Annotated in this window: 17 protein-coding genes and 1 other annotated feature; of the genes, 9 read left to right on the top strand and 8 right to left on the bottom strand. The window is 37.9% G+C overall.

Going from position 1 to position 21,232, the window contains the following annotated elements; all coding sequences use genetic code 11:
* Window positions 1-32: 32 nt before the first annotated feature.
* The 7 genes from WH390_RS06510 to WH390_RS06480 form a co-directional block, all read right to left on the bottom strand.
* Window positions 33-347, bottom strand: coding sequence for a BON domain-containing protein (locus WH390_RS06510; RefSeq protein WP_032114990.1), 315 nt, complete (start codon window positions 345-347; stop codon window positions 33-35).
* Between the two features lie 227 nt (window positions 348-574).
* Window positions 575-1,381 (bottom strand): tryptophan synthase subunit alpha, encoded by an 807-nt coding sequence (trpA, locus tag WH390_RS06505; RefSeq protein ID WP_032114991.1) that lies wholly within the window; start codon window positions 1,379-1,381, stop codon window positions 575-577.
* Window positions 1,381-2,571: a tryptophan synthase subunit beta gene (gene trpB / locus WH390_RS06500; RefSeq protein WP_032114992.1), complete on the bottom strand. Its 1,191-nt coding sequence runs from the start codon at window positions 2,569-2,571 to the stop codon at window positions 1,381-1,383. Before trpB ends, trpA begins: the two co-directional genes overlap by 1 nt.
* Window positions 2,572-2,621: 50 nt before the next feature.
* Window positions 2,622-3,986 carry a bifunctional indole-3-glycerol-phosphate synthase TrpC/phosphoribosylanthranilate isomerase TrpF gene (gene trpCF / locus WH390_RS06495; RefSeq protein ID WP_032114993.1) on the bottom strand — a complete coding sequence of 455 codons (1,365 nt, stop codon included), beginning with the start codon at window positions 3,984-3,986 and terminating at the stop codon, window positions 2,622-2,624.
* On the bottom strand, window positions 3,986-4,993 hold the full coding sequence (gene trpD, locus WH390_RS06490) for an anthranilate phosphoribosyltransferase (RefSeq protein WP_032114994.1): 1,008 nt from the start codon (window positions 4,991-4,993) through the stop codon (window positions 3,986-3,988). Before trpD ends, trpCF begins: the two co-directional genes overlap by 1 nt.
* A gap of 11 nt (window positions 4,994-5,004) precedes the next feature.
* Entirely contained in the window at window positions 5,005-5,583 is a 579-nt protein-coding gene (locus WH390_RS06485; protein ID WP_032114995.1) for a glutamine amidotransferase-related protein, read from the bottom strand.
* Window positions 5,583-7,154 carry an anthranilate synthase component 1 gene (locus WH390_RS06480; RefSeq protein WP_032114996.1) on the bottom strand — a complete coding sequence of 524 codons (1,572 nt, stop codon included), beginning with the start codon at window positions 7,152-7,154 and terminating at the stop codon, window positions 5,583-5,585. Before WH390_RS06480 ends, WH390_RS06485 begins: the two co-directional genes overlap by 1 nt.
* Window positions 7,155-7,186: 32 nt before the next feature.
* Window positions 7,187-7,288 (bottom strand) — a sequence feature (Trp leader region).
* 178 nt (window positions 7,289-7,466) lie between these two features.
* Here WH390_RS06480 and rnm point away from each other — a divergent pair.
* The 4 genes from rnm to WH390_RS06460 all read left to right on the top strand — a co-directional run bounded on the left by rnm (window position 7,467) and on the right by WH390_RS06460 (window position 11,198).
* Window positions 7,467-8,324 (top strand): RNase RNM, encoded by an 858-nt coding sequence (gene rnm, locus WH390_RS06475; RefSeq protein ID WP_032114997.1) that lies wholly within the window; start codon window positions 7,467-7,469, stop codon window positions 8,322-8,324.
* 121 nt (window positions 8,325-8,445) lie between these two features.
* Window positions 8,446-9,066 carry an L-threonylcarbamoyladenylate synthase gene (locus WH390_RS06470; RefSeq protein WP_032114998.1) on the top strand — a complete coding sequence of 207 codons (621 nt, stop codon included), beginning with the start codon at window positions 8,446-8,448 and terminating at the stop codon, window positions 9,064-9,066.
* 110 nt (window positions 9,067-9,176) lie between these two features.
* Entirely contained in the window at window positions 9,177-10,103 is a 927-nt protein-coding gene (gene rluB, locus WH390_RS06465; protein WP_032114999.1) for a 23S rRNA pseudouridine(2605) synthase RluB, read from the top strand.
* Window positions 10,104-10,265: 162 nt separating this feature from the next.
* On the top strand, window positions 10,266-11,198 hold the full coding sequence (locus WH390_RS06460) for a hypothetical protein (protein WP_032115000.1): 933 nt from the start codon (window positions 10,266-10,268) through the stop codon (window positions 11,196-11,198).
* A 79-nt stretch (window positions 11,199-11,277) separates the two neighbouring features.
* Here the strand turns inward: WH390_RS06460 and WH390_RS06455 are convergent, their stop codons facing one another.
* The gene (locus WH390_RS06455) at window positions 11,278-12,048 is read right to left on the bottom strand and encodes a YciK family oxidoreductase (protein ID WP_032115001.1); all 771 of its coding nucleotides are present in this window, start codon (window positions 12,046-12,048) and stop codon (window positions 11,278-11,280) included.
* A gap of 113 nt (window positions 12,049-12,161) precedes the next feature.
* Here WH390_RS06455 and sohB point away from each other — a divergent pair, with 113 nt between their 5' ends.
* From sohB to acnA, 5 genes are all read left to right on the top strand, one after another.
* The gene (gene sohB, locus WH390_RS06450) at window positions 12,162-13,208 is read left to right on the top strand and encodes a protease SohB (protein WP_032115002.1); all 1,047 of its coding nucleotides are present in this window, start codon (window positions 12,162-12,164) and stop codon (window positions 13,206-13,208) included.
* Window positions 13,209-13,775: 567 nt separating this feature from the next.
* On the top strand, window positions 13,776-16,376 hold the full coding sequence (topA, locus tag WH390_RS06445; RefSeq protein WP_032115003.1) for a type I DNA topoisomerase: 2,601 nt from the start codon (window positions 13,776-13,778) through the stop codon (window positions 16,374-16,376).
* Window positions 16,377-16,478: 102 nt separating this feature from the next.
* Window positions 16,479-17,003 carry a superoxide dismutase family protein gene (gene sodC, locus WH390_RS06440; protein ID WP_032115004.1) on the top strand — a complete coding sequence of 175 codons (525 nt, stop codon included), beginning with the start codon at window positions 16,479-16,481 and terminating at the stop codon, window positions 17,001-17,003.
* Window positions 17,004-17,338: 335 nt separating this feature from the next.
* Window positions 17,339-18,313, top strand: a complete 975-nt coding sequence (gene cysB, locus WH390_RS06435) for an HTH-type transcriptional regulator CysB (protein WP_032115005.1) — start codon at window positions 17,339-17,341, stop codon at window positions 18,311-18,313.
* A 237-nt stretch (window positions 18,314-18,550) separates the two neighbouring features.
* On the top strand, window positions 18,551-21,223 hold the full coding sequence (gene acnA, locus WH390_RS06430; protein WP_032115006.1) for an aconitate hydratase AcnA: 2,673 nt from the start codon (window positions 18,551-18,553) through the stop codon (window positions 21,221-21,223).
* Window positions 21,224-21,232: the final 9 nt, after the last annotated feature.

The following is a 21,232-nucleotide window of genomic DNA, read 5'->3' as shown; positions in this document are numbered from 1 at the left end:
GCCCCTATATTGGGGGCTGAAAAGTAAAACAATCATCGTATTTTCATCGAATCAATAACTGATTGTACACCTGCTACACCTTGTGTTACTTGAATTGCACGCTGAGCGTCGGCACGCGAACTGACAAAACCGCTCAATTGCACACGACCTTTAAAGGTTTCAACATTGATTTGCGTTGATTTCAAGTTTTTTTCTGCCAATAATGCTGTCTTCACTTTAGTTGTAATAACCGTATCATCAATATATCCACCAGTTCCTTCTGTTTTTGCTGTTGGAGCACAAGCAGAAAGGAATAATGCCATAAATAGCACGGTACAGAGCGCTGTCATTGATTTAAGATATTTCATTATTCAATTCTCCATTAATACGAGGGTTATTTTTATTTATCGTATATGAGTGCTAAATGAAAATTTCATCGCAGTCAATATACTGATTATTGATGAAATATAAATAAATTACAAATGAATAGCTGATATCGATAGCGACTTGTTAATTACAATAGTTTATTAGAATCGATAATTAGTAATTACAAAATAGCAAGACAAACTACCATTTTTCGCTAGCTTTAAATTGACTATTTTTGCGTAGCCATTTTCATCTGTGAAACAAACTGTTGTAATTTGGCCAGTAATATATCAGATTGCTGATGATGAATTTCAATTAATTTTACAACCGCAGAGCCAGATATTGCGCCAACTACCCCATTTTTGATTGCTTCAGTGACTTGTTTTGGTTTAGCAATACCAAAACCTAACAGTGGTGGGGCGGCATGGTAGGCTTGTAGCTTGGTTAATAACTGGCTAGCAGGAATATTGGCTTTTTTTTCTGTGCCTGTTACACCTGAACGCGAGAGTAGATAAGTATAGCCACGACCATATAAAGCAATTTGGCGTAGAAGATCGTCATCAGCATTAGGAGGACAAATAAATATTGGTGCAATATTATGTTGCAACGCTGAAGTGCGAAATGGCAGGGACTCATTCATCGGTACATCGGCGATTAAAACGGAATCGATGCCGGCATTCTGACATTGAGCGTAAAAGTTATCAATACCATAGTTAAAAATCAGATTTGCATAAACTAATAAGCCAATAGGAATCAAAGGGTGCTTTTTGCGGATCTGTGCTAATAACTCAAAACAGGATGTTGGTGTGATGTTGGCATTAAGTGCGCGTAAATTGGCCTTTTGAATCGTTGGACCATCAGCCAATGGATCAGAAAAAGGGATACCAATCTCTAATGCATCGGCTTTTGCTTCAATTAATGTATCAATAATTTTTAATGACATTTCTGCATTGGGATCGCCTAAGGTGATGAATGGGACGAATGCTGCCTGATTTTTAGCATTTAAGGTGTTAAACAGTTGCTGATAACGCTCCATTAGATCTCTCCTTTGGCTTGCAAAATAGCCTGTACAGTAAAAATATCTTTATCTCCACGGCCGGAGATATTAACAATCAGTAGTTGTTCTTTTTCCGGTTCTGCTTCAATCATTTTTAAGGCGTAAGCCAGGGCGTGTGACGACTCTAAAGCTGGGATAATACCTTCATGATTAGCCAGTTTTTTAAATGCCGACAACGCTTCATCATCGGTAATTGAGACATAATCAGCACGGCCAATACTATTTAAATAAGCATGCTCTGGTCCTACTGAAGGAAAATCTAACCCGGCAGAAATAGAATAAGACTCTTTAATTTGGCCTTCATCGGTTTGCATTAGATGAGATTTCATACCAAAGTAAATACCAAGCCGACCATGTTTTAATGGTGCACCATGGGCACCAGAGTCGATACCTAGACCGGCTGGCTCAACCCCAATTAGACGTACATTTTGCTCTGATTTAAACGCTGTGAATAATCCGATAGCGTTAGAGCCTCCGCCAACGCAAGCAATTACGGCATCGGGTAGTCGTCCTTCTCTAGCTAAAATTTGTGCTTTGGCTTCATGGCCAATCATACGTTGAAACTCGCGTACTAGCGTTGGATAGGGATGGGGCCCGGCTGCGGTGCCAAGTAAATAGTGGGTGTTGCTATAACTGGCTGACCAATCTCTCAAGGCTTCATTGCAGGCGTCTTTTAAGGTTGCTGAGCCATTATTTACCGTAATAACTTCAGCGCCCAATAATTGCATCCGAAATACATTGGGCAATTGGCGTTGGACATCTTTCTCTCCCATATAGATGCGACATTTTAGCCCAAGTAATGCACAAGCCAGTGCTGTAGCAACGCCATGTTGTCCAGCGCCAGTTTCTGCAATAATTTCAGTTTTGCCCATCCGTTTGGCTAATAAAGCCTGGCCTAACACTTGATTTGTTTTATGGGCGCCGCCATGTAATAGATCTTCTCGTTTTAGATAAAGTTTAGTTTTAGTACCGATGGTTAAATTGCGACATAGCGTTAAGGCGGTGGGACGGCCAGCGTAATTTTGTAATAGATCGTGAAATTGTTGTTGAAACGTATCATCTTGCTGGGCTTCGATGAAAGCCTGTTCCAGTTCGTTAAGTGCGGGAATAAGAATTTCAGGCACATATTGACCACCAAATTGGCCAAAATAGGGATTTAATTTACTCATTACTTTATTCCGTTGTTCTGATCGTTAAATTGTTAATTTGATTGTTACACTTATAAATAATCAAACAATTTTTCAAAGGTAATCTGTAATTTATGGCAACTTTTTATGCCAGGCCGCTGTTCAACACCAGAATTGAAATCAAGGCCTAAGCAGCCTAATGCAGCTGCTTGTTGGCAGTTGTCCGCATTTAATCCACCGGCTAACATAATTTTATCAAGATGTTTCTCAGGTAATTTGGACCAATCAAAAGTTTTGCCTGTGCCACCTTCACCATGATCAAGTAAATAGCGATCGATATTTTTTGCGTTGAAACGAGGTGGTGATTGAGCCATATTAACTGCTTGCCATATTTCGCAATTTGCGGGTAATAAAGAACGAAGTTGCTGAATGTCAGCAGCTGTTTTATAACCATGCAACTGGACGGCAAATAAATTTAACTGATGACTAATTTCAGCGATTAATGAATTTACCTGGTGTTGAAAAACGCCAACATAGTTAAGAGGGGCTGCGGTTATAACGGCTCTTGCTTGCTCAAGTGTAACTTTGCGTGGCGATTTTTCTGCAAAAATTAAACCGCCATAAATCGCCCCAACTTGATAAGCGCTTTGGGCATCTTGTGGGCGAGTGAGACCACAAACTTTATTGTCACCAATAATTAGCCGACGAATAGCTAACATTAAATTTTCTTCCCCCATTAATGCGCTGCCGATCAAAAAACCATTAACTTGTTTACTGAGTTGACGAATTTGTTGGTGGCTATCAATACCGGATTCACTGATGACTAATGTTTTTCCGACTAATTGTGGGGCAAATTGTTTAGTGCGATTTAGATCAATTGACAGATCGCGAAGATCACTATTATTGATACCGACAATATTGGCTTTTAACCTAACCGCTCGTTTTAGCTCTTCTTCGTTACTCACTTCAGTAAGAATGCCCATCTTTAATTTATTCGCCAGTGCCGCTAAAGATTGATAGGTCTGGTCATCTAATATTGATAGCATCAATAAGATAGCGTCAGCCTGGTAAAAGCGAGCTAAATAGATTTGGTAGGGATCAATAATAAAGTCTTTGCACAAAATTGGTTGTGGCACAGTGTTACTCACCAGGCGTAAGTAATCAAAACTGCCGTGAAAATATTTTTCATCAGTTAACACTGATATCGCTGTTGCATAATGTTGGTAATCTTTAGCAATTTGTACAGGATCAAAGTGATGACGAATAATGCCTTTCGATGGTGAAGCCTTTTTACATTCCAGAATAAATGCCGGATAGCTTTGCGAAAGAGCAGTATAAAAATGGCGTTCACTTGGCGTAATTTGCCCAATAAAGCTAATTAATGGTTGCTTTAATTTCCTTGCCGCTAAATATGTCACCTTATCTGCAATAATTTTTTGTAAAATAGTCGCTTGCATTAGTGAAACTTCCTCCTGTTGGCTAATGTGGTTAACCGTTGATAGGCTTTTCCACTAGCAATAACCCGCAAAGCAAAATCGGTATTGGTTTTTAGATCTTCATGGTTATTAAGCTTCATCAGTAATGCGACATTGGCAGCAACGGTGCTAGCATGGGCTGGCTTCCCGTGACCCTGTAACAATGTGGTAATAAGTTGATAATTTTTATCAACAGAACCGCCAGTTAATTCTGATAGAGAGTAGGTTGGTAAGCCAAAATCTTGAGCCGTTAGCTGATAAGTTAAAATTTCATCTTGTTTTAATTCAGCCACTTGAATAGGGGCATGTAAGGCAACTTCATCCATACCGCCACTATGAACAACAGCAGCACGTTTATATCCTATTAATTGCAATGTCTTAGCAATAGGTAAAATTAGCTTAGGATCATAAACACCAATAAGTGAAATTGGCGGTTTAGCTGGATTGATTAGCGGGCCAAGGATATTAAATAGAGTGCGCGTTTTTAATTGACGACGAATCGGTGCAGCATAGCGAAATCCTTGGTGATATTGTGGTGCGAATAAAAAACATATTCCGATCTCATCTAAAGCACGCCGAGCTGAGTTTGGCGGCATATCGAGAGGAATGCCGAAAGATGCCAATAAATCAGATGATCCGGAGCGACTTGAAATACTACGATTGCCGTGTTTAGCAATTTTTAATCCACACTCGGCGGCAACAAAGGCACTGGCGGTGGAAATATTAATACTATTGCTGTGATCGCCACCAGTACCTACGATATCGCAGAAATCGTAATTAGGTCGAGGAAACGGTTGCGCATTTTCTAAACAAGCTAGCGCGGCACCAACAATTTCATTTGGTGCTTCCCCGCGCATTTTCATGCTGATCAATGCACCGGCTACTTGAGGCTCCGTTAATTCACCTCGCATCATGGCGCTGAAAAGTAAATGACTTTCTTGTTGTGTCAGTATTTGTGCATTAAATAATTTGTCCAAAATAAATTGCATTTTGCTGCTCCTTAATTTAATGCCCATAATAGGGTTTGTGTTAATAAAGAGGTTCCCTCAGTTGTTAAAATTGACTCGGGATGGAATTGAAATCCGCAGACTTTATGTTGGTTATGCCGTACTGCCATTACTGCACCTTGGCAGTGAGCATTAATGATCAAATTAGCAGGAATTTTTTCACCAATCAGAGAATGGTAACGTGCAATTGGTAGTGGATTTGTCAGATCACGGAACATAAGTTGATCATCATGTATCGCTAATGATGATTTGCCGTGCATGATCTCTTTAGCGCATGAAATTTTTCCGCCATAAGCTTCAATAATTGCTTGATGACCAAGGCAAATACCAATCACGGGTATTTGACCTAGTACTGATGGCAAAAGTGCAGGCATACAGCCAGCATCGGCAGGTCTACCGGGGCCAGGAGAGAGCATTAGTACAGGCTGAGTCATCATTTTAAGCTGGTGCTCGATGATAGCTTTAGGCAGCGTATTGCGATATATAGTGACTGTATGACCTAATACTCTTAATTGATCGACCAAGTTATAAGTAAAAGAATCAATATTATCAAGTAGCAAAATATTAGCCATTAGCTGATCTCCTGGGTTTGCTGAGATTGCATAATGGCGTTGATAACTGCCTGGGCTTTATTGCGCGTCTCGTCCGCTTCAGATTGCGGATCCGAATCTAATACCACGCCAGCACCGACTTGGATAGTGGCAATATTGTCTTCAATATAAGCAGCACGAATAACAATGCAGGAGTCAAAATCTCCACTGCCCTTAAAGTAGCCAATTGCACCACCATAGCTGCCTCGATTTTCATTTTCATAGCCAGCAATAAGTGTCATTGCTTTGATTTTAGGCGCGCCAGTTAAAGTACCCATATTCATACAAGCTTGATAAGCATGTAATATATCCAGATCAGCCCTTAATTTACCAACTACCCGCGAAACGAGGTGCATAACATGGGAATAACGATCAACAGAGGTTAAGTCGGCAACATATCGACTACCCGGCTGACAAATCCGCGCCAAGTCATTGCGGGCCAAATCAACTAACATAATATGTTCAGCCAGTTCTTTCGGATCGGTTCGCAGCGCCAGTTCAATTTTACTATCTAAATCAGCATCTATTTCGCCTAGTTCATTACGTCCTCTTGGCCGAGTTCCGGCGATTGGATATATTTCAATTTGTCGACTTTTGGCGTCATATTTGAGTGCGCTTTCAGGCGATGCACCAAATAGGGTAAATTCTTGATCCTGCATATAAAACATGTAAGGGCTGGGATTTTGTATTGTAAGGCGTTGATAGGCGCTTAAAGGTGCGGTACATGGCAACATAAATTTACGTGAAGGTACTACTTGAAAAATATCACCTTGATAGATGTATTTTTTTAGTTTTTCAATAATCTGGCAATATTCATTATCATTTTTATTGACTACTAAAGGTATTGCTAGCTCAGCTGCGATTGGTAAGGGGAGTAGTGGTTGCTGACAGGCTGTAATAATTGCTTGATGACGGTTTAATATCGTATTAGTAATAGATTGTTTTGTTAAAAATTGACAGCTTATCAGTTTTGCAGACTGTTTTTGGTGCTCGATCACAATATAATGTTCAGCTAAATAGAGACAGTAATCAGGACAGCGATTTGATTTTGCTACTGGCGGTAAATTTTCAAAATAAGCAACTAAATCGTAAGCGAATAACCCCGCTAACAGAATTTTATCTGCATCAATAGTGTTACGTTTAGCTAAATTATAAATCAAACGTAGCGCATCAAAGGATGAGGTTGCTTTTAGCCGGCTATCTTCGTCAAGGTGTGGCTCTATTGGGGGATAATTAACTACTAATTGACCATCCGATTTGCTCTTTTCTAATTCACTGGGTAGAGCGGTGTAAATATGGCTTAATAGTGCATTTCCATTAGGGCTAAGAGCGGCAAAAGTAACTTGCTGTTGGTTGGCGGTAATTCGTAATGCACTATCAACGATCAGGATACTTTGTAGATTTTGCTTATTATTAACGGTAGCGGACTCTAACAATAGTGTACCTGGGCGATTGCTACATAAATGATGAAATAACAGACAAACTTCAGGCTGATAATTAATTTTATTTTCTAATATGCGAAAAGTTGTTTGATTGACTGCTATGTTTTCCATATTGGTTGCCTTTCATATTATATTAATTGGCTATAAAAAAACCCGCTTCATGGCGGGTCTTGATCTGGTGTTGCGTTATTAATTCACGCGCAGGAAGAAACCGCCGATTTAAGGGAGTTTTGCCACCAACGGATTTTATTGATGATAAAAAATACCAATCTCATTTTTGTTCTTCCTCGCAATATGTCATGATAGGTTAGCGCTATCGCCAACCACCGTACTAGTAAACTAGATCATTCGGATTGTGTCAAGTAATTTATGCCACACTATGAATTTTTTCTATAATCGTCAGCTGTAAATGAGGATAAAGCTTTGGCACACGACAATGAGAAGCTGTCTGTTATTTATGATCTACATAGTCACACAAAAGCTTCTGATGGTGATCTCACCCCCTTAGAATTAGTAGACAGAGCGGTATTAATGGGGGTCGATGTATTAGCTATCACTGATCACGATACAGTTAATGGAATTTTGCCAGCATGGCAGTATATTAATGAAAAAAGTAAGCCGCTAACATTAATTGCCGGTATTGAAATTTCCACAATTTGGGAAAAAATTGAAATTCATATCGTCGGTCTTAACATTAATCTGGATGCAAACTGTCTTAAACATTTATTGGAAATGCAAACCGCACGGCGCAACCTGCGTGCGGAAAAAATAGGCTATAAATTAGAAAAATTCGGTATTCCTGATGCCTGGCAAAATGCTAAAGCTTATGCTGCCGGTGGACAGGTAACACGTAGCCATTTTGCGCGTTATATTATGGATTATGCGAAACAAAAAAGTATCGGCCATGTTTTTAAAAAATATTTAACCCGAGGTAAACCAGGTTACGTCCCGGCTGATTGGTGTAAGCTTGGTGAGGCAATAGACGTTATTCATCAAGCGGGAGGCGTTGCCGTCTTGGCACATCCTGGGCGCTACTCGCTATCAGCAAAATGGCAAAAAAAGTTAGTTTTATATTTTAAACAGCAACAGGGTGATGCGATTGAAATTGCTCAATGCCAACAATCGCCTGATGAACGAAAAAATTTAACTGAATTAGCTAGACTACATGATTTATATGCTTCGGTCGGTTCTGATTTTCATCGCCCCTGTGCCTGGACTGAGCTAGGTAGAAATCTTTGGTTACCCGCGGGTGTTACACCGATTTGGCAAACCTGGCAATAAAAATTTGGGATTATCGTTTAGGCTTAAATATTATATAGTAAGCAGCTTAGGTATATTGATAACTTAATTTTCAAGTTTAATTAAATAATATAGTGATTAAATAAATATATAGAGAACATTCATGGGACAATCTCTCCATATTCACCCACAAAATCCGCAACCTAGATTAATTAACCAATGTATAGAAATATTAAACAAAGGTGGCATTATTGTTTATCCGACTGATTCCGGCTATGCAATTGGCTGTAAGTTAGATAATAAAAACGCACTTATGCAAATTTGTCGCCTACGTCAATTGGATTCCCGCCACAATTTTACCCTAATGTGTCGTGATTTATCTGAAATAGCTGAATATGCCTATCTAGATAATCAGGTGTTTAGAATGATTAAAAATAGTACACCGGGTCATTACACTTTTATTTTACGTGCAACAAAAGAAGTCCCACGTCGAATAATGAATAAAAAACGTAAAACAATAGGCATACGTTTACCCAATAATCCGATTGCCAGAGATCTGCTTGCCGGAATTGGCGAACCTTTGCTATCGACTAGTTTAATATTGCCAGATGAAGATTTTGCTCAGTCTTCAGCAGATGAGATAGAAAGTTTAATTGGTCAACGAGTTGACTTGATTATAAATGGTGGTTATTTAAGTGAAAAACCAACCACTGTAGTTGATTTAACAGAGAGTACGCCAAATATCATCCGAGTTGGAATGGGTTCCACGATACCATTTGAATAAAAAAGCTTCAGGTGAGGTTAATAGAAAAACGGTGTATAATAACCACAGTTTATTTTTTAGTTATTTTTATAATTATGACGCCTGTGAAGGTGACACAAGAGGTTTACGCTATGAGCGTTAAAAAGCAGCAAAGTGAAAAGTTACAAAAAGTACTTGCTCGTTGTGGTTATGGATCGCGCAGGGAAATAGAAAGTTTTATTCAATCCGGTAGGATCAGTGTTGATGGTCAATTAGCGACCTTGGGTGACCGAATAGAAGTTAAATCTAACACTAAAATTCGCTTAGATGGTCACCTTTTAAAAATCAAAGAAGCGGAGAAAACAGTTTGTCGGATCTTGGCTTATTATAAGCCGGAAGGCGAATTATGTACTCATCATGATCCAGAAGGACGTCCAACCGTATTTGATCGCTTACCTAAATTAACCGGCTCTCGCTGGATTGCGATAGGTCGCTTAGATGTAAATACCTGTGGTTTATTATTATTTACCACAGATGGGGAACTGGCTAATCGTTTGATGCATCCTCGTCATGAGGTTGAACGTGAATATGCAGTTCGTGTTTTTGGTGAAATTAATGATGCTAAAATTCGGCAATTAACCAAAGGTGTTCAACTTGAAGATGGTGAAGCTAATTTTAAGACACTGAAGTTTCGTGGCGGAGAAGGCATGAATCAATGGTTTAATGTTACTTTAACGGAAGGCCGTAATCGTGAAGTAAGGCGTTTATGGGAAGCGGTAGGCATACAAGTCAGCCGCCTGATCCGCGTTCGTTATGGTGATATTTATTTACCAAAGGGATTACCCAGAGGAGGATGGACGGAATTAGGTTTAGCCCAGATTAATTATTTGCGTCAACTGGTTGGTCTTACAGATGAAACAGCCAGTAAAATATCGGTTGAGCAAGATAGACGGCGTATTAAAGCAAATCAGATCCGTCGTGCTGTAAAACGGCATACACAAGTTTCTTCGATGCGAGTAACAAATAAACGAGCAACTGGGGCTGCCAGGGGGCGTAATATATCTTCGCGTAAAGGATAATATAAAATTAAAGGCAATATTGTCGACAAATTCAGCTGCCTAATGCTTTTTTAATAGATAAAAATAGCGCTATATAAATAAATACTTTTAATTTAATTGAGATGATCCTTAGAATAGGCTACTTTCATTAGGCTAAGTTTGATTAGAAGGTTGAAATTTTATATGCCACAATTTGGGCAAATTATCGCTAGCAGCATATTTATATTGCTGTTAGCAAGCTGTGATGAGCCGCAATTAACCCATTCTGCTGATGGGAAATTTTACGTTAGTCATAATAATAAAGATGCCCTTTATTTTAAGATTGATAATCAACCTGTTAAACTTGTTCAGGGTGAAATTAAACAACTTGATTTACGAGCTGGCAAGCATACGATTGAATACCCCATTGGCCAAAAAACTGAATTTATCATTTACCCTGGTAACCAGGGGGGAATTATTAATCCTACCCGGCAATATTATTATTCTTATAGTTCGGTTTTTAAAGAAATTATTTCTAACCAATTATTCTCTTTGAAATATAATCAAATTGTTGTTGATGGAATAAAAGTACAGGGTCCAATACTAAGTAGTAATGCCTTATTTATTGATAATAATGTTTTTAAATGTGATTACCCTATAGGCGCATCTTTTCTCAATGTTTTCGCTTTGAATAAAAGTAAACAATTAGAAGGTCAAGTGAAAGCAAAATGTTTTACCAAAGAAGAGTTTATTGATTTTTTGTCAGTAGTAGGATCAAAAGTTAATAATATTCATATTGTTGATAAAGGAATAAAGGAACAAAACACGATAACGCATTCGTTTGAATATGCACTTCCAATTGCAAATTTTAATAATTATTCTTTACAATCTTATGCTAATAGAATTGTTGAAATTGTTGATGACTTTAAAAACATCAGTAATATAGAGTCAAAAGCGCAAATCTATGATGAATATTACCACTACATTTACAATATGGCGAAAATTTATAGCACTTTCCATTTAGGGCAGAATAAACATGATCGTGATGAGTATTCTGCTTTTATCAATCAAACAAATATGATTTTTAATGCAGGGATATTAAAGCAGCACCCAGTAAATAACTATAAAGCTCATTAATTGACCAGTCACTTTGTTTGATAATTGGTTATATCATTTATTATTAATTTTTATTGCGATTAGTTTTTATAGCTAAATATTAAATTGCCACACCGGGCCTACGATTAGGCTGTGCATCAAAACTTACTCCTGATTCCTTAATACTATCTTCTCCCATTAGATAAAGATATATCGGCATAATTTCTTGTGGAGTTTTTAGTTGCATAGGATCCTCTGAAGGAAAAGCATTGGCTCTCATTTGCGTTCTTGTGCCACCGGGATTAATGCAATTAACACGTAAATTAGTATCTTTATATTCATCAAATAATACCTGCATTAGACCTTCGGTTGCGAATTTGGAAACTGAATAGGCCCCCCAATTAGCTCGACCTCGTCTGCCGACGCTTGAAGTGGTAAATATTAAGGAACTATTTGGTGCTTGTAGCTGCAGTGGTAGTAGGGCTTGTGTTAGCATAAAAGTTGCGTTAACGTTTATTTGTATAACTTCATGCCAAAGTTTTATAGGTTGATCAATAATCGGCGCAATTTTTCCTAATATGCTTGCGTTATGTAATACACCATCAAGATAGGGATAATGTTGGCTAATGTCAGTTGCTAATTCATGGCATTGTGATTCGGTTATTGTTAATAAATCAAGGGTGTAAATAGAGACTAAAGGGGTAAATTTGCTATTAGAAATAATTTCTTGTTTGACTTGTTCTAGTTTTGCGGTTGTTCTACCGACTAAAATAAGATTGGCGCCATAACGTGAATAAGTTAATGCCGCATCACGTCCAATGCCATCGCCCGCGCCTGTAATTAAAATGGTTTTTTGCTTAAGTAAATCAGCTTTAGCTTGGTAAGGTAGCATGATATTTTCCTACTTTTGATTATTCAAATTTATTAATAAGAGCTATAAGCACTTTATCAAGTTTTTAGTTACAATACCCCTATTGTTTATATTCTGTAAAGAAGGATAGAATTGTGGAATTTCTTTCATCGTATGGATTATTTGTTGCTAAAATAGCAACAGTAGTTGTTGCTATTATATTGATTTCATTGGTTATTTTTAGTTTTGGACAGCGTAAACAGAGCAAAAAAGGTGATTTAAAACTTATTGATTTAAGTGAAGCTTATCGTCAACGTCAGCGTGAGATGCAACAGGTTAAGATGAGTGACGCTGAATATAAAATTTGGTTAAAAACCTATAAAAAACAACGTAAAATTGAAGAAAAAAAACAGAAATCGGATGCTAAAGTTGGTCAAACAACGTTAAAAAAACCTTGTCTTTTTGTAATTAATTTCAAAGGCAGCATGAATGCTCATGAAGTCAATGCATTACGTGAAGAAATTACTGCAATTTTAGCAATTGCTGATAACAAAGATGAAGTATTGCTTAGGCTTGAAAGTCCAGGTGGCGTTGTGCATGGCTATGGCTTAGCTGCCTCTCAACTAAATCGTTTACGGGAAAAAGGCCTTAAATTAATTGCTTCGGTGGATAAAGTGGCAGCCAGTGGCGGTTATATGATGGCTTGTGTCGCCGATCGTATTGTGGCGGCTCCTTTTGCGATTATTGGCTCTATTGGTGTAGTTGCGCAAGTACCCAATTTTCATCGATTACTGAAGAAAAAGGATATTGATGTAGAATTACATACAGCCGGAGAGTATAAACGTACACTAACTTTATTAGGTGAAAATACCGAGCAAGGACGTAAGAAGTTTGTACAAGATTTAAATGAAACACATCAGCTATTTAAAGATTTTGTGCATCAAAAACGGCCGGCCCTTGATATTAATGCTGTGGCAACAGGTGAGCATTGGTATGGTATCCAGGCAAAGGAAAAAGGATTAATTGATGAAATAGGCGTTAGTGATGACATTATTATCAATCAAATTGATGCTCGTGAAATTATTGAGGTAACTTATACTCCGGCCAGACGTTTTATTGATCGTTTAATGGGCAGCATGGTAGAAAATGCAGACAAGTTGTTAATACGCTGGTGGCAAAGAGGACAGAGGCCACTGCTTTAAATTATGAATAAGAAATACATACCGGCGTTTTTAGCCGGTATTTTTATAATGTAATAGTTAAAACTTAATTATTTAATTGCAAATAAAATATTAATTAATCACTTAAAAACATGACAAACAATTTTATACAACACTACTAAGCTATTTTATTTGGAAATTAATTTCTTTCTGAAAATTTTATTTATATATCTGTTTGAACTAGATTTCTGCTACTTTTTATATAATTTTATTGATTTTTTTTATAATCTATTCATAACTTATTGAGGTGGTTTTTGTTGTCATAACAATACCTATGAATAAAATAAGTGGTTGCGCATCATTTTTTATCAGGTAGAGTGTAGGCTTTTTATTACTTATGATGCTTTACTTTTGTCATTGTTTTGCTGACAAAATTGTACTATTGAATCTGATTACAGTATGAATTAACAAAGGTTTTTATCTTTATGGCAAAGTATTTAAGCAAAAAAAAGTTGATATATTGTGAATCTGACGCAATATAAAAAGAGATTTCATTCCATCTGGCTGGAAAGTCAGTACGCTTAGACAATATTTTAGGTAAAGATAACTATGGGTAAAGCTCTTGTTATTGTGGAGTCCCCGGCAAAAGCCAAGACTATCAACAAATACCTTGGTAATAACTACGTTGTTAAAAGTAGCGTAGGGCATATACGTGATTTGCCAAAAAGTGGTGGTTCCAGCTCACAAAAGAATACAAACTCAGCCAACAAGGTTAAAAAAGTAAAAAAAGATGAGCATGAGGCGCTTGTAAATAGAATGGGAGTTGACCCATATCATGGGTGGAAAGCCAATTATCAAATTTTACCTGGCAAAGAAAAAGTCGTTGCTGAATTAAGATCGCTTGCTTCCGACGCAGAGCATATCTATCTGGCAACGGATCTCGATCGTGAGGGGGAAGCAATTGCCTGGCATTTGCGAGAAGTGATTGGCGGTGATAATCAGCGCTTTAGTCGAGTAGTTTTTAATGAAATTACTAAAAATGCAATTAAGCAAGCTTTTGATAATCCTGGTGAATTAAATATTGATCGTGTTAATGCTCAACAAGCTCGGCGTTTTTTAGATCGGGTTGTTGGTTATATGGTTTCACCGTTATTATGGAAAAAAATTGCTCGCGGCCTTTCTGCCGGTCGTGTTCAGTCAGTCGCTGTACGTCTGATTGTAGAACGGGAACGGGAAATTAAAGCATTTGTCCCACAAGAGTATTGGCAGCTGCATACTGAGTTACTGACCGTAGATACGGCATTAATTCGAATGGAAGTGACACATGAAAAGGGTAAGCCTTTTAAACCCGTCACCAAAGCACAAATTGATGCTGCTATTGGATTATTAAAAAATGCCTATTATCAGGTGTCAGATCGTGAAGATCGGCCCACAATTAGTAAACCCAGCGCCCCTTTTATTACCTCAACCCTGCAACAAGCGGCAAGTACACGTCTTGGCTTTGGCGTTAAAAAAACCATGATGATGGCACAGCGTCTTTATGAAGCAGGTTATATTACCTATATGCGTACTGACTCAACTAACTTAAGTCAGGATGCTTTAAGTATGGCTCGCAATTATATTGACCACAAATTTGGCAGCAAATACCTGCCTAAACAGGCGAATGTTTACACCAATCAAAAAAGTTCGCAGGAAGCACATGAAGCTATTCGTCCTTCTAATATTGATGTTGGTGTTGATGCTCTAAAAGAGATGGAAGCGGATGCCAAAAGATTATATCAACTGATTTGGAACCAATTTGTTGCTTGTCAAATGACACCAGCTGAATTTGATTCAACGACAATAACCGTCAAAGCTGGAGATTTTGAGTTAAAGGCTAAAGGGCGTATTTTGCGTTTTGATGGTTGGACTAAAGTTATGCCAGCATTGCGCAAAGGTGATGAAGATAAAATATTACCTATGGTCAAAGTTGGTAGTCAGCTTGAATTGGATAAATTGTGTCCTAGCCAACACTTTACTAAACCTCCAGCACGTTTTGGTGAAGCTTCCCTGGTTAGAGAACTTGAAAAACGTGGCATTGGCCGGCCATCAACCTATCCGGTTATTATTTCAACTATCCAAGATCGGGGCTATGTAAAAATTGAAAATCGCCGTTTTTATGCTGAAAAAATAGGTGAAATAGTTACTGACCGGTTAGATGAAAATTTTAGTGAATTAATGGACTATGATTTTACTGCGCGAATGGAAGATCAGCTTGACTTGATAGCAGAAGATCGTATCGAGTGGAAGAGTGTATTAGATGAGTTTTTTGCTGCTTTTACCGAACAGCTAGAAAGCGCAAATAAAGCACCCGAGGAAGGTGGCATGCGCCCCAATCCGATGGTATTAACATCGATTGAATGTCCTGACTGTCACCGCCAAATGGGAATTAGAACTGCTTCTACGGGGGTTTTTCTGGGATGCTCTGGTTACAGCTTACCAGCAAAAGAGTGCTGCAAAAAAACCATTAATTTAATTCCTGAAGATGAATTATCAAATATCCTGGTAGCAGAAGAAGAGGATGTGGAAACGCATGCTTTGCGAGCCCGCCGGCGATGCCCTAAATGTGGTACCGCGATGGATAGCTACCTTATTGATAATAAACGTAAATTACATGTATGTGGGAATAATCCAGTATGTAATGGTTATCAGGTTGAAGAAGGTGAATTTCGCATTAAAGGCTATGATGGGCCAATTATTGAATGTGATAAATGTGGCTCAGAAATGCATCTGAAGATGGGTCGATTTGGAAAATATATGGGCTGTACCAATGAGGCTTGTAAAAATACTCGCAAGATCTTGAAGAGTGGTGAAGTGGCTCCGCCTAAAGAAGATCCTATTCCATTGCCGGAACTAGTTTGTGAAAAATCTGATGCTTACTTTGTATTAAGAGATGGGGCAGCGGGAATATTTTTAGCCGCTAACACTTTTCCAAAATCAAGAGAGACCCGCGCACCATTGGTTGAAGAATTGATACGTTTTAAAGATCGTCTGCCAGCTAAATTTAGCTATTTAACCCTGGCGCCATCGGTCGATCCTGAAGGTAATAAAACGATTGTTAGATTTAGTCGTAAGACTAAGCAACAATATGTTTCCTCAGAAAAAAATGGTAAAGCCACTGGCTGGAGTGCATTTTATATCGATGGCAAATGGATAGAAAAAAACAAATAAAAATTTATCTATTTTCTATAATTAAACAAGGCTACTGAAATCAGTAGCCTAATTTTTAGTTTATATATCGTCGCTATTTCAAATCATAACCTGGATTAATATATGAAATTGAAAATGTTACTAATTATGGGCACTTTTTTTGCTGCAACATCGCTAGCCAATACAATGATAGTTCCAATGAACATAGTTACTAAAAAAGATAACGGCCAATCGGTAGGTGAAATTAAGATTACGGAAACAAAATTTGGTTTATTATTTACCCCCAAATTACAAGGATTAGCGCCTGGAATACATGGTTTCCATGTTCACGAATATCCTAGTTGTGATGCTTTGCAAAAAGATGGAAAGTTAATCGCAGCAGGAAAAGCCGGTGGCCATTTTGATCCTAATAAAACAGCCCAACATAAAGGTCCATATAGTAGTAGCGGCCATTTAGGTGATTTACCGGGTTTAGTTGTTAATGCTAATGGTAGTGCTGACTATGCCATTTTAGCACCGCGGTTAAAATCAATAAGTCAAATTAAGCATAGAGCATTAATAATCCATGAAGGTGGAGATAATTATTCAGATCATCCAGAAACATTAGGCGGTGGTGGTTTAAGGGTAGTTTGCGGTATTATTAAATAAATTAATTTATTTATTTTAGGCCATTCAAAGTTAGTTTAGGAAATCTTTAGTAATAGTAAACGGCGTTGTTTGGCTTTTTATTTTAGCATTCAGTTAATTAATAATCTTGCCAAAATTTATATTCATTATAACTAATAAACATATAATTAATTGTTAGTAAAATAAGCTCATTATATAAATAATATTTAATTTGTAATTTATTTGTTGTTATATTTTCAATCGTATATATTATTGATTATAATAAATAATGCTTATATTTCTTTTTGTTATAATAAAATTACTATAAGTTATTAAATAATTAATCCTTTATTCAATTTATAAGGACGCTGAATAAGATGAAATTACAGCAATTACGTTACATTGTAGAGATTGAAAATCATAATTTAAATGTTTCATCAACAGCAGAAGGGTTATACACATCACAACCAGGTATAAGCAAACAGGTTCGTATGCTTGAAGATGAATTGGGAGTGCAAATTTTTGGACGCAGTGGTAAACACTTAACTCATGTTACTCCAGCCGGAAAGGAAGTAATTAAAATTGCTCGAGAAGTGATGACGAAAATGCACGCTATCCGAGCAGTCGTTGGTGAACATACTTATCCTGATCGTGGCATATTAGCCATTGCTACCACACATACTCAAGCAAGGTATGCTCTTCCTCCGGTTATTAAACAATTTATCGAACATTATCCACAAGTTTCATTACATATGAGTCAGGGTTCGCCAATACAAATTGCGGAAGATGTCAGTAAAGGAAATAGCGACTTTGCTATTGCGACTGAAGCGTTACATCTTTACAAAGATTTAGTGATGTTACCTTGTTATCATTGGAATCGTTCGGTTGTTGTTAAAGCTGATCATCCTTTAGCTAACAAGAAAAATATTACCATTAGTGAACTCGCTCAATACCCGATTGTGACTTATACCCATGGTTTTACAGGCCGCTCTGAATTGGATGAGGCTTTTTATAAGGCAGGTTTACAGGCTAAGATTATTTTTACCGCCACTGATGCTGATGTTATTAAGACTTATGTAAGATTGGGATTAGGTATAGGAATTATTGCTAGCATGGCAGTTGACCCTAATCAAGATCAGGACTTAGTTATTATTGATATGCGGGATAAGTTTAGCTATAGCACTACAAAAATAGGTTTTCATCGTAATAGTTTTTTACGTAGCTATATGTATGATTTTATTTGGCGTTTTGCACCACATTTAACGCCTGATGTTGTTGATAAAGCGATTGCTTTACGTTCAAATGAAGAAATTGAAGAAATGTTTAAAGAGATTCAATTACCAACAATATAATTTTAATAAAAATTAGAGTTTATTTTCTATTCATGATTTTTTATTTTATATTTTTTCTTATGCACTAATTCCACATCAAGCCAGGGCTATTTAGCGTTAATACTTTTAATTTATTTTGAACAAAATCATATTTAATGATCATTATGTGTTACATAACCGAAAAATATTTCTAATATATTATCTTTATAAGATGCGTCATCTTAGTTATCTAGATAAAAAATAATAAAAGGAGGAGTTATGTCGTTAAGTCTAAGAACGGACTGTGCATCCACACTCTCCGCTGGAAGTAAACACTATGAATATTTTAGCTTACCTATTGCAGCCAAACAGTTAGGTGATATTTCGAATTTGCCAAAATCACTTAAAGTACTATTTGAAAATTTGCTGCGCCATCTGGATGGAAAATCTGTTGTATTAAAAGATTTGCAGGCTATGGTTGATTGGCAGCATACGGGGCATGCTGAGCGTGAAATTGCCTATCAACCAGCCCGAGTTTTGATGCAGGATTTTACTGGTGTGCCAGCAGTGGTTGATCTCGCTGCAATGCGCGAAGCTGTGCAGCGATTAGGTGGTGATGTTAATAAGGTAAATCCATTATCGCCGGTCGATTTAATTATTGACCATTCGGTTATGGTCGATGAGTTTGCCACTCCTCAAGCCTTTAGTGATAACGTAAAATTTGAAATGCAACGCAACTATGAACGTTACCTATTTTTACGTTGGGGACAAAAGGCATTTAATCGTTTTAGAGTTGTGCCGCCCGGAACAGGTATTTGTCACCAGGTAAATTTGGAGTATTTAGGTAAGGCGGTGTGGTATGAAGAACGAGAAGGAAAATTGTTCGCTTATCCAGACACATTGGTTGGTACTGATTCTCATACCACGATGATCAATGGTTTGGGAGTTTTGGGTTGGGGAGTGGGCGGTATTGAAGCAGAAGCCGCAATGTTGGGACAACCGATTTCGATGCTCATTCCAGATGTAGTTGGTTTTAAATTAATTGGCAAACTAAACGAAGGGATCACCGCTACTGATTTAGTTTTGACTGTCACCCAAATGCTGCGTAAACATGGGGTAGTGGGTAAATTTGTTGAATTTTACGGTGATGGTTTAGCTGATTTATCGCTCGCGGATCGGGCTACCATTGCCAACATGTCTCCTGAATATGGCGCTACATGTGGTTTCTTCCCAGTTGACGAAATCACTTTAAGCTATATGCGGTTAACAGGGCGTTCGGAAGATGAAATTGCTTTAGTTGAAAATTATACTAAAACACAAGGATTATGGCGCCATCCAGGTGAAGAGCCTATTTTTACCAGTACCTTAGTATTAGATTTAGCATCGGTGGAAGTTAGTCTGGCTGGGCCTAAACGCCCTCAAGATCGGGTTGAATTAAGCCAGGTTCCGCATGCGTTTAAAGATTCAGTCGAGCTTGAATTAAATAAATCAACCAAAGAGCCTGCGCCATCCGTCAGTTATGATGGTAAAAATTTTCAGTTACAAGAGGGAGCGGTTGTTATTGCGGCGATAACTTCCTGTACTAATACTTCAAACCCAAGTGTTTTAATGACGGCAGGATTACTTGCTAAAAAGGCGGTTGAAAAAGGTTTAGTGCGTAAACCTTGGGTAAAATCTTCGTTAGCACCAGGTTCGAAAGTGGTTACTGATTATTTAGCTAAAGCGGGATTGACTGATTATTTAAATCAATTAGGTTTTAATCTAGTTGGCTATGGCTGCACCACTTGCATTGGTAACTCAGGGCCACTACCGGCGCCAATAGAAGAAGCAATCAAAAAACATGATCTAACTGTAGGTGCGGTGCTATCAGGCAATAGAAATTTTGAAGGTAGGATCCATCCATTAGTAAAAACCAATTGGTTGGCATCACCACCTTTAGTGGTAGCTTATGCGTTAGCGGGTAATATGCAAGTAAATCTTGCTGATGAGCCGTTGGGACAAGATAAAAATGGTAAAGATGTTTTACTAAAAGATATATGGCCTACCAGTCAGGAAATTGCTGATGCAATACAGTTAGTAAAATCTGACATGTTCCATAAAGAATATAATGCAGTTTTTGATGGTGATGAAGCATGGCAGGCACTTGATGTAAAAAGTTCAGCCACTTATTCATGGCAACCTGATTCAACTTATATTCGTAATCCTCCGTTTTTTGATGGCATGCAGCCTGCACCGGCGCCGATCACTGATATTCATGCTGCTCATATTCTTGCAATCTTGGGTGATTCTGTTACGACCGATCATATTTCACCAGCTGGAAATATTAAAGCGGATAGTCCAGCCGGCCATTATTTACAGTCCCATGGCGTACAAGTAACAGATTTCAATTCGTATGGTTCGAGGCGAGGTAATCATGAAGTTATGATGAGAGGCGCATTTGCCAATATTCGTATTCGTAATGAGATGCTTCCTGGGGTTGAAGGGGGATTTACTCGCTATATACCAACACAGACTCAGCTAGCAATCTATGATGCCGCCATGCAATATCAGCAAAAAAAGATACCTTTAGCAATTATTGCTGGCAAAGAGTATGGTTCCGGTTCTAGTCGTGACTGGGCGGCTAAAGGAACCCTATTACTCGGGGTAAGAGTGGTTATTGCTGAATCTTATGAACGAATTCATCGCTCTAATTTGATTGGTATGGGGGTCTTACCGTTAGAATTTCCGGCTAATGTAAACCGTAAAACGTTAAAATTGACCGGTGATGAGACAATTGACATTGCAGGCTTGCAATCGATTACCCCAGGCGAGATGATTACAGTAACCATTACTGATAAAAATGATCAGAAAACGACAATAGCGATGCGTTGCCGCATTGATACGATGACTGAATTAGAATATTTTCGTCATGGCGGTATTCTGCAGTATGTTATTCGTCAAATGTTAAAATAAACGGATTTA

Origin of the sequence: Candidatus Arsenophonus nilaparvatae, assembly GCF_045346035.1 — a bacterium.
GTDB classification, from domain to species: Bacteria; Pseudomonadota; Gammaproteobacteria; order Enterobacterales; family Enterobacteriaceae; genus Arsenophonus; species Arsenophonus nilaparvatae.
This window is presented reverse-complemented; position numbering and strand designations above follow the sequence as displayed.